The following is a 9,639-nucleotide window of genomic DNA, read 5'->3' on the forward strand; positions in this document are numbered from 1 at the left end:
ATTGTTCTACAAGGTTACCGAAGTAGTTTTTCAGTTCCAGATAAGAATTATTTTTGTGCATTTTGTTTTATTTTATGGATTTTTTTTGATTCTACGAAAGCGTTCAGGAAGTCGTACACCAGTGTACTTTGGCACTCTCTTAGGTTGCCCAGAAGCCTCAGTTCATCGGCTGCCATCATCACAATGATTTGTGAAAACGGTGTAAAGGTTTTATTAGTGCTAAATACAGGTCTTAGTGATTGGTCTTCCTCCGGTTTTTTATTGATAAAAATGGTAGGATAAGCATCTGCAATATAAATTCTAATAGCGGAAAAAATGAAACCTATCCGAATGGCATCTTGCAAGGAGATCTTGTCCGTCAGCTTTGCCACTTCCGGAAGTTTATTTTTGTCAAACCTACCATCCGGAAGCCTATAAAGACACGCTACCAGTTGCCTTAAATAGACCTCTTGCTTTTTCTCATTGTACCGATACAACAATGTATCACAAAGCGAAAACTGCTCTATGGTTAAATCTCCGATACGAGGTGCTGGCTCAAGCACACCCTTTATTTTCGGGAAAGTATAGAGCTTTGGCTTTTCTTGCAGGAATTTAACCGCTGGTTCAAATGCAGAGATAGACACTTTCCTAAGGATACACCTCATTCTAAGGTACTGCCAGAGAGTATGCTTTTTCATCAGCAGTACCTGTACTATCTTGAGATAGGATGATGAAAAATCATCACTATTCACTTCGTTAATGATTTGGATAATGGCTTTTTGTTGGAAGTTCGTAAGTTCCTCCCAAGAGGCAGGCACAACTATTTTCATCGTTTTTTTTGCGAAAATAGCCCCTCAAAAACAGAGGACAAAGGACAAAAAAACCACTCCGAAGAGTGGTGTATTTAATTCATTTTAGATACTCTTTCTTCATCTATATGCCTGTCCTCCCATTCAAGGTAAGATTTAAAGAATTTCCAAGCCCTTTCTACAAGGGCTTGTTCGTCCACTTCTGTGGCTTCGCAGTTGTTTTGAGTGAAAGCAATGCCCCACTCTTCAGCTACACCATCTGTGTTGATATACTCTTTCTTAGTGAAAAAATTTATTGGAACTGCCTCAAAATCATTGCCACACACAAATTCCATAAGCGACAATGCCGACGGGCAATACACCCATAAGCGTTTATCATTGAAACTCCCATCTTTTATAGGAATTTCAGCCAAGATAAACTCTGGAGTTTTGAAATCAATTATTTCCATCTTGTTCTTCTTTTTTAATTATATCAAGAATTTTCTGATAGAAAAGCTCTAATCCTTTTTCTATCCTCCCTCTTGCAGAACTCTTGTTAAACGCATAAGGCGTTTTGTAACCAAACATCTCGGCGATGTCCTTATTCTGCAACCCAAGATGTTTTTTTATTTCTTTTATGGTCATCTTTTTTTTATTTTTGCCTCGATTTTTAATTGTTAGTAAAAATCAATTTTGACAACAAGCCCCTGCCTTGTTAGAAGCAAGGGCTTTATTTTTTATATTGCTTTTATTACATCATTTACATCACTCAACTCAACCTCGATGCTAAATACTTCTTTCATTTTATTAAAAAAGTAGTTTCTTCTTTTTTTCCTTCTCTTAGTACCATTTGAAGCACTATCAGAATAAACTTCAGCCTCATTGATGATTTCTTTGATTTTATCTAAGTTTTCAATAACAAAGGGCTTTAAATTTGCTATTTTTTCTTCTCTTGTGTTTTGTATTTTAGCCATTGTTTCTTCAAAAGAAGCCGTCATCTTTGATTGGTCTATTTTATATTGTAGATTTTCTTCAGATTTTTTAAGCAAAGTTTCATTTGTAATTTCTATCTCGAAGAAATCTGCAATATCTTCTACAACATCTATTTCAGTCTTTAAGGTAGTATTACAAGCATCTTTAGTGTATATTTCTAAATCTGCATAACCTCTCATTCTTTTCATTGTGTGATTTGGCTCATGGTCTGCTACTCTTACCTTTTTGCCTTTATACTCTACATATAAAGAACCTGTACCTGCCTCGTGTACTTGTATATCTTTGCTGAGTAATTCGATTAATTCTTTCATTGTTTTAATTGTTAGTTGTTTAATTTTGACAGGACAAAGGTAGCATATATTACCCTTTTATGCAAATTTTCTGCAACTTTTTTTTGAAAAATAATATAACTCACTGAAAATTAGGAAGAAAAATTTTTGAATAAAAAAAACGCCCAGATGACCCGAGCGTGATGTGCTTTAACCACTGCGACGGCATTGCCGTCTTATTGTGAATTGCTTTCAATTTTTACTGACACAAATATACAAATAAATTTCTAATAATCAACTTGTTCGTATAGTTTTTTTATGTTATTGATATTGCCCTTATAGCCCACGATAATTTTTTGCTCCACCTTAGGCAGTTTTCGGCTCTGAATGCTCCTTGTAGAGAGTACCCCTCTGGTAATCTGTTTTTCCAAATAGACTATTCGGTTGTAAATATGCAAACCACAATCCCTTAGGAACAATTCCGTTTCGGCTTCCGTGCAGTAGTACGCTCCGTTTTTATCTCTGCTATCGCCTACCATTATCACAAAGAAACAATTATTATTCAATGCCTCTATGGCTTTTTTATATCCGCTGAACAACAAATTCCGAAATGCTTGGTAAGTCTTTTGGCTGTTTAATTCTCCGTCGGGAATAATGCCCTCATAGTCTTTGTATTCTTCTACTTTATAATATGGCGGACAAGTAAAAACCAAATCCACCTTTCCGTCAGGCGTATAGGCAGAACTATCGGTACAGACCCAACGGCTCTGCATTTGAAAAGCTCCGCAAATGGCGTTATTGGCATCGCATTGATTCTTTCTGATTTCCGAAGCCAAATACTCATACCCCAAGAAACCAGCCACGAAACCCATTTGTACACCTCCCCCAAAAGGGTTATAAACTCGTTTTCCGTCTCTCGGCATAAATAGTTTAAGGATAAGCTCACACGCATACGGATCAAGCACCGAAGCCCCGCCGTTAATTTTACTTCCCGTAAACTTTTCAGCAAACACTCCCATTCCTTTCCAGCAATCTTCCCTTGTGGCAAAGCGTGGGTTTTCCACTCCCGACATCTTTCCTGCAAGGTCGATCATCTCATTCCATTTTCCCTTTCTCAAATTCCAGTTTGCTTTGGAGCTATCCCAGACATTTACGGGCAGAATACCCAATGTTTCTTTTAATACGGCACTTTTGTTCTCTGTTGCCTCCATATATTTAATAAAATAAATGTTTTGTGTTGTAATATTAAACTTCTCTTTGTACTTGAGTAAACTCCCCGTGCTTGCTCCCCAGCAGACTTTCACATCGCCTTTTTCGTGATGCAATGCTCTGAATGAAGCCATATCTATAGCTACAGACAGATTACTATACCGCATATCGCTTTTTCCTACCAGATAATTAACTGCTCCGTGGTTTTCCTCTTTGGTAAATACGGAATACCCCACCGCTTTGCCGTGCAAGTGGAAAATGTAACCGAAATAATCCGTTTCGTTCCAAAAATCTTGGAAAAATCGTTTGTCGTAACCTGCATGCAACTGCATTCCGTATTTGGCTTTCCCGTAGCTTTTTATCCATTCGTCTATAAATTGCAAAAGGCCCGGAATGTCGCTCCTTTTAATGGCTCTTACGGATAAATCTTTGTACCTGCGTTCTGCGTTGCGGACAGCTTTTGCCTTTCTTCCCCTTAGTTGCAGGAAGTCCTTATCTATTGATGAAATTGCAAGTTTAGCCGTCCGCTTGGTTTTAATGATTTTCCCCTCTATATGCGGAATTTCGGATACATAATTCAAACTAAAATCCCCCTTTATATTCCGCTCGGGAATAGAGAAATATGTTGGCACGCCTTTTCTGATGATACACTTTTCCGATTCAATAAGCACGCCGCCAGCCCCTGCCATTGCTTTAATGGTCGCCAAATCATTGTACATACTGCCTTAGTTTTACCTCTTTGTTTATCGCTGAAAAAACATCGCTCTTGAAGTCTATAACTTCCTGTATCCGCTCGTCTATCGTGCCGTCGGCAATCAAATCTATGATTTCCAAAGGAGCGTTGCCCTCTTTGGCTCTGTCCATCGATTGAGAACGAATAATGTAGTCGTAAATGGTGGAAAAATAAACGATGTAGTCCGCACGCCTCAAACTGAAGCCTTGCGAAAGGCGTTGTTGCACCAATAAAATCGGTATTTTCCCCTCGTTGAAGTCTTTCGTTATCCGTTCAAATTCCTTTTGAGAATTAGCCCCCCAAATAACGGGGCATTGCAACTTTTTCTTTATGGCTTCCGCCTCTTGCGTATACTTGAAATAAACCACCCCTATGCCTTTTCTCCGCTTGATAAGCTCTTGTAGTTTCGTTATTCTTCCGTTATCCTCGAAGCCTGCCACTTGTTCTTTGTCGTCCAGAATAAATCCGCACGCCGACTGCTGAAGCCTCGTGTTAAGCCTCATAATCTCAAACTTGGAAAAGGTGTCTATCACGGCAAAATACTTTGCAGCAAGATTGTTATATGCCTCTCTGTTTTTGAGGCTGTAATGGATTTTCGAATAAGTAACGGGACGCTCTTCGCCTAATTCCTTGCGTGTCAATTGCAAAACATACGGAGAAATGCGTTGCGAAATAGTCTCGATATTCGTATAACCTATCACCTTTTTGCCCTCGTTTCCACCATATAGAAGGTGTGATTGAGCCATCTTATCGAAAGACTCATACCCCAAGATGAAAGGGTCTAAAAAATGAAACTGAAAAAATAAATCCCCTGCGTGTAAGCCTATCGGTGTGCCTGTTATGGTACATTTATGTTTCGCTTTCCGGCATAGCTTTATGAAATGTTGTGTGCGGAAACTATCCTTGTTCTTAATCGTGTGGCTTTCATCGATAACGACAAAGGTCTTTTCGTCAATATTTAATTCCAAGTTATCCCTTTTATGAATATTGCTGAAATGCTCTATCGGTACAAACTGACACTCTGCCAAATCCAACCTTTCAAACATCGACTGCCATACATTCTTTACCCGAAGCGGAGCGACAACCAATAGCCTGTTAATCATTCCTGCGTGGTAGCGGCTGTTGATAACTACCGAAGCCATAAAGGTTTTGCCTGTACGCATTTCGGCATTGATAGAAAACACATTTAACCGCCAAATCTTTTGTACTCGTTCCCATTGCAAAGGTTTGAGTAATACACCGTACGGATTGACCAAAGGATAGTCTTCCAATGTATGGTATTGCCTGTTGTCTTCCACTTCCTCAATCTCGAAAGTGTCTAAGGTCTGAGGCACTCTCCCCGTCAGGTTCTGAAACAAGAAAGGGGCAATATTCAGTTTATTCTTAAAGCCCTGCACGGGGGAAGACACAGATTTAGGTATCCATTGTACTTTCTTGTTTAAGATACACTTATACGCCTTTTCCGTACTTCCTTCATAGTCTATCGTATCGAAAGACATCGTTATTCTTGGTATCTTGTTAATTGCCATAACGCCTGATTTCTTCGCCTAACTGATTTACTTCTATTTTCACAAGTCCTTTGAGTGTTGAAGCAGTCGCCCTTATGGTGTCGTTTGCATTCAATGTGTATACTTCTCTGAATTTAGGTGCTTCCGAAGCCCCAAGTAAATAATGCCTTCTGCCGTCTATCTCCACAATGTTGTTGGCTTGCAAGTAAAAACCCCTATCCGAATACGGCTCGTTCAAAAAGTCCATCAACGATACGGATTTCTTTTTGCCTCCATTAAGCTCCAAGCGGTGTTTGGCATCATGCAACACATAATCTACTTTCACACCTTCTTTCATTTTCAAAGGTTTGAGCGTATTGGATTTTATACAGTACGATACGCTTTTCAGCTCATTGCCATTAAATACCGGAGGATGCTCCGCCCAGTATCCTTTGGCTTTTTCAAGACCTCCTAAGCGTTCTATTTCTCTCTGTAAAAAGCTTTGCAATCCTTTGTCCATGATAGTCCTAACCGTCTTATCGGTCAAGCCCTGCAATGGTTTTCTGCATTTGAATACCTGTTTGCCGTCCAGAATTCTTTTTCCGAATATGGTATCCTCGTGAAGTCTTGCTCTCGGATTTACCGTATTTCCGCATTTACGGGTATGCTTGATTCTCGGTAGAAATATCGGACTTTTTTCGAAGTCGATAAGCTCCATATTCGGATTTTTCCCATAGGGGTTTTGTTTTACTTCCTTAATGTTGTCCAACTGCTCCAAGTCGCCCTGTGTAAAATTGGATAACACCCACGCTTTCTGAAGTGCATAACGAGCATCATCGGAAGAATAAAGGTTTTTCAGCCATTCACGGCTGTAAAACAGAATAACCTTGTTAGGTACATTTACGGAATGCTCAAACAGAGTAGCAAAGCACTTGGTGTTATAATCTTGGTTTTGCTTAGCAGTAACGGCATTACTCGGTATTTTTTCCGCCTCAGTTTTCAAAAGTTGTTTTTTCCCCTCCGAAAACCTGTCTGATATTTCCAAATAAGCGTCCAAAAAGCCTTTCTCTTTGGCATAGTCATACGCTGTTTTTTTGCCTTTGTCTTCATTTACAGATTTTCGGCAAAGGATAAGGTTGTTTTGCCCCCGCTCGAACAATTGGGATTTCGGGACGATATGATCAAAGTTATATTTGTCGCTGAGTGCCATTTCCAGCGTTATCTCTACATCTGGTTCTAATGGCGACACCGCTGTTTGGTCTTGCTTATTGCCTTTAAGCTCCAGCCACGCTTTAAGCTTTTGAAACTCATACTCCGTTTTTCCCTCTAATTCTTTGGCATATTGTTTTTTCAAGGCTAAATCTTTCCGCCTGTTGCTCGATAGTTGCTTACGTGCTTTGTTGCCCATTTTCAACAGCATATCGATTTCAAAATTCATCTCCTCAATAGGATATTTCTGTTTTAATCTTTCCACCAAAGACTGCATAGCGTAATAATGTTGTTCAAGAACTAAATTCCGAAGTGCAACTTCTTTCATCTCTACTTTGTCGTAAAGGTTCAAAACTGCTTCCGATAGTTTTATACCTCGTTCCATTTCGGGCAGTAGTTTTTTTATTGCTTTTTGCGAATATTCCGCCCATCCGTAGGCGTGTATATCTGCCTCGCAGAGCATCTCCGCTTGTTCTTTGGTAATGAGATATTTCGTAAGCAGTAGTTTCTCCAATTTCACATCATCAGTGGCAGAGAACAAATCCTGCCAAAGCTCTTCTGTAAGCTCTAAGCCTATGCTTTTGCAAAGTTTATGAAGCTCGTAGCCGAGCAAACTTTTACCCGACAGCCAAGAATACCCCGTACTCTTTTTTATGCCCAAATCCTTACAGACGGACGCCTTTGTAAGATTAATGCCTTGATAAAGCTTGTCTGCCCAAACCAATCGCTGTGCGTGCGGAATTTCCACCTCGTTGTCTTCTTCGTCCCAGACGATAATGTTGTTGGCATCTCTCAAACATCTGAATTTCTGAAACAAAGGGTGAGAAGCGTGGCACACCTTACGGCGTTCCACCTTGCAGTATGAAGTGTTGTTTTGCTTGATAGGTCGCTGATGGAAAATCACCGAATGAAGTGCCTGCACTTCTTGTTCTGTTAAGTTTTGAGCCTTGCAGATTTGGTGAAATTCCCTCTCGTAAGTTTCCCGAAGCAAGACTACATCTTTTAATGATTTAAGCGATTGAAAATAAGCCCCGATACTCGGATATTTTGTTAAATTTTCTTCGTGTGTAGCAATGGTTTTCAGGTACTCCGAAGCATCGGACATCGATGCTCCTCGCATAGATTTGTACCCTCTCTTTGCAGATATAGCCTTAAACACTGCCCCTAAATCTTTTCTATCGATAGGTTGAACGGCAGACAAAGCTCTAAGGTGCAGAATTTCTTTTTGCGAATATTTTCTATCGCTCCACATATGCATCTTTTTCAGGCTGTTAATGAGCTTTTCACGCCGTCTTTTATAGCGGTGCAAATTCTTTCTTGATCCCCGCTTAAGGCGTCGGTTAATCCGTTTGCTCACAGGCAACCCTGCAATGTACTCGTAATAGTTATCAAAAGAAATATTTAATCTTTTGATGCCGTATTGTACGGCTTTATTGCCGTTGGTTACTATCCAACCTATGGCACGCAATCCACAATAAATGTTTAGTCTCATAGTATTTGTATTTAATTTATATTTAATCTCTATTTAAAAGCCTTTTAAACACTCCAAACACACCGCTGGAATATCCGATAAAAGCGATTCCGAACAGAATTCCCAGCCATACCAAAAGCAAATACCGCAGGCTTGTTTTCGTTTTAACAATCTCCTTTTCGGTGGCTTTGATTTGCTCCTGCTGACTTTCTACCTGTGTTTTAAGCATGTTTATTTGAGCAGAAAGCTCTGTTACTCGTCTGCTCTCCGTGCTGTCCTTTTGGCTTTTCTTTTCGGTGTAAATGGCGTTTTTAGCCTCTATCATTCTGTAAGGTTTACCCTCTCGGTATTCCACTATTCTGGCGGGTTGGGTACTGTCTTGCGACTTCAAAGTGAAGTCATAACTAAAGTTTTTAAGGCTAAGTTGATAGTCCTCTTGTCTTTCCAAAAGATTGCTTACAGAACTTTCCTCCTGCCTTGTTTGGCTTTGGCTACTGGCTTGTACTTCCGTGCGTTTTTCGGTTTGTGTGGTTTGCGTTCTGCAACCGAAAAGAACTAAAAAAGCAAGTATCTTTAGTATATTTTTCATCCTAAATGTTTTTATATTCTGTTTTCGCATCAAAACTTGGACACGCTTTGCGTACATTCGGAAAATCTCTATGCCCTAAGATTTTCGCCATAGGGTAGAGCTTCCGCAGGTCTTTCAATAACTTCAGCAATGAGGCTTTTTGTGCCGTTGTCCGTGTGTCTTTGGGGGTGCCTTTTGCATCCACTCCGCCGATATAGACTACCCCTATGGCATTAGCGTTAAAACCTTTTACCTGTGCGGGTATCTTGTCTACATCACGCCCAAATTCAATAGTGCCGTTCAAATCCACCACATAGTTGTAACCAATCTCCCGCCAACCTCGTGTCTTGTGCCAGCGGTCAATATCCTTTGCCTTAAAATCTTTACCTTCGGGCGTTGCCGTGCAATGCACCACCAAATATTTAATCGTTCGCTTGCTCTTTTTCATGGTCTTGTTTTTTGCGTTCGCATTTGCCATTCAGTTGCTTGTATTTCGTAAGCTCTACCGTGAGGGCTTCCACTTTTTGTTCCAGCTCCTTTATCGTGGCTTTAGCCTCGTCCAGCTCGGTAATAGCGGTCTTGAGTTGCCCGCTTAAATCTTCTATCATCTCGCGATAAATCCGCACCGCCTTATCCACATTGTCCAGTTCGCTGGCACGCAGTTCCTCCTGTTGCTTTTTCCGAGTGAAAAACCAACCGAAAAACCCGCCAATAACCGCCGTAAGAGCTTCGCTTATGTATTGTTGTAAAAATTCCATTTCATTAAATATTTTCTTCTATTGATTTTTGGCAATGGTCTTTGTCTATCTTATCTAAGAGCCAGCAAAGCCGTCTGCCTGTTTTCGTTAATGTTCCCATTCTTTCATTCTTCCCGAGTGCCGAGCTTATCGTTTCCTTTTCGTTGCCGAAGGGATAGCCATTTTCGGTTCTTAG

Annotated in this window: 10 protein-coding genes; all 10 read right to left on the bottom strand. The window is 40.2% G+C overall.

The window, feature by feature from the left end; translation table 11 throughout:
* Positions 1 to 47: 47 nt before the first annotated feature.
* Complete coding sequence (locus tag BLS89_RS10065; RefSeq protein ID WP_092738059.1) at positions 48 to 809, bottom strand: hypothetical protein; 762 nt, start codon at positions 807 to 809, stop codon at positions 48 to 50.
* 74 nt (positions 810 to 883) lie between these two features.
* Positions 884 to 1,237, bottom strand: coding sequence for a hypothetical protein (locus BLS89_RS10070; RefSeq protein WP_092738061.1), 354 nt, complete (start codon positions 1,235 to 1,237; stop codon positions 884 to 886).
* Positions 1,224 to 1,412 (bottom strand): hypothetical protein, encoded by a 189-nt coding sequence (locus BLS89_RS10075; protein WP_092738063.1) that lies wholly within the window; start codon positions 1,410 to 1,412, stop codon positions 1,224 to 1,226. The genes BLS89_RS10070 and BLS89_RS10075 overlap by 14 nt, the downstream gene beginning before the upstream one ends.
* A 92-nt stretch (positions 1,413 to 1,504) precedes the next feature.
* Positions 1,505 to 2,071 (bottom strand): hypothetical protein, encoded by a 567-nt coding sequence (locus BLS89_RS10080; RefSeq protein ID WP_092738065.1) that lies wholly within the window; start codon positions 2,069 to 2,071, stop codon positions 1,505 to 1,507.
* Between the two features lie 245 nt (positions 2,072 to 2,316).
* Positions 2,317 to 3,957, bottom strand: coding sequence for a hypothetical protein (locus BLS89_RS10085; RefSeq protein ID WP_092738067.1), 1,641 nt, complete (start codon positions 3,955 to 3,957; stop codon positions 2,317 to 2,319).
* Positions 3,947 to 5,500, bottom strand: coding sequence for an SNF2-related protein (locus BLS89_RS10090; protein ID WP_092738069.1), 1,554 nt, complete (start codon positions 5,498 to 5,500; stop codon positions 3,947 to 3,949). Before BLS89_RS10090 ends, BLS89_RS10085 begins: the two co-directional genes overlap by 11 nt.
* Positions 5,490 to 8,159 (bottom strand): type II CRISPR RNA-guided endonuclease Cas9, encoded by a 2,670-nt coding sequence (gene cas9, locus BLS89_RS10095; protein ID WP_092738071.1) that lies wholly within the window; start codon positions 8,157 to 8,159, stop codon positions 5,490 to 5,492. Before cas9 ends, BLS89_RS10090 begins: the two co-directional genes overlap by 11 nt.
* Before the next feature lie 22 nt (positions 8,160 to 8,181).
* Positions 8,182 to 8,727, bottom strand: a complete 546-nt coding sequence (locus BLS89_RS10100) for a hypothetical protein (RefSeq protein WP_092738073.1) — start codon at positions 8,725 to 8,727, stop codon at positions 8,182 to 8,184.
* A 1-nt stretch (position 8,728) separates the two neighbouring features.
* Positions 8,729 to 9,154, bottom strand: coding sequence for an N-acetylmuramoyl-L-alanine amidase (locus BLS89_RS10105; RefSeq protein ID WP_092738075.1), 426 nt, complete (start codon positions 9,152 to 9,154; stop codon positions 8,729 to 8,731).
* Positions 9,129 to 9,464 carry a cell wall anchor protein gene (locus tag BLS89_RS10110; protein ID WP_245688996.1) on the bottom strand — a complete coding sequence of 112 codons (336 nt, stop codon included), beginning with the start codon at positions 9,462 to 9,464 and terminating at the stop codon, positions 9,129 to 9,131. The genes BLS89_RS10105 and BLS89_RS10110 overlap by 26 nt, the downstream gene beginning before the upstream one ends.
* Between the last annotated feature and the right edge of the window lie 175 nt (positions 9,465 to 9,639).

Origin of the sequence: Riemerella columbipharyngis, from assembly GCF_900101995.1 — a bacterium.
Taxonomy (GTDB): Bacteria; Bacteroidota; Bacteroidia; order Flavobacteriales; family Weeksellaceae; genus Riemerella; species Riemerella columbipharyngis.

Bases quoted from the DNA above. Each gene is read 5' to 3' on its own strand.
- BLS89_RS10080 (WP_092738065.1), bottom strand. From the start codon at position 2,071: ATGAAAGAATTAATCGAATTACTCAGCAAAGATATACAAGTACACGAG.
- BLS89_RS10085 (WP_092738067.1), bottom strand. From the start codon at position 3,957: ATGTACAATGATTTGGCGACCATTAAAGCAATGGCAGGGGCTGGCGGC.
- BLS89_RS10100 (WP_092738073.1), bottom strand. From the start codon at position 8,727: ATGAAAAATATACTAAAGATACTTGCTTTTTTAGTTCTTTTCGGTTGC.
- BLS89_RS10105 (WP_092738075.1), bottom strand. From the start codon at position 9,154: ATGAAAAAGAGCAAGCGAACGATTAAATATTTGGTGGTGCATTGCACG.
- BLS89_RS10075 (WP_092738063.1), bottom strand. From the start codon at position 1,412: ATGACCATAAAAGAAATAAAAAAACATCTTGGGTTGCAGAATAAGGAC.
- BLS89_RS10070 (WP_092738061.1), bottom strand. From the start codon at position 1,237: ATGGAAATAATTGATTTCAAAACTCCAGAGTTTATCTTGGCTGAAATT.
- BLS89_RS10065 (WP_092738059.1), bottom strand. From the start codon at position 809: ATGAAAATAGTTGTGCCTGCCTCTTGGGAGGAACTTACGAACTTCCAA.
- BLS89_RS10110 (WP_245688996.1), bottom strand. From the start codon at position 9,464: ATGGAATTTTTACAACAATACATAAGCGAAGCTCTTACGGCGGTTATT.
- cas9 (WP_092738071.1), bottom strand. From the start codon at position 8,159: ATGAGACTAAACATTTATTGTGGATTGCGTGCCATAGGTTGGATAGTA.
- BLS89_RS10090 (WP_092738069.1), bottom strand. From the start codon at position 5,500: ATGGCAATTAACAAGATACCAAGAATAACGATGTCTTTCGATACGATA.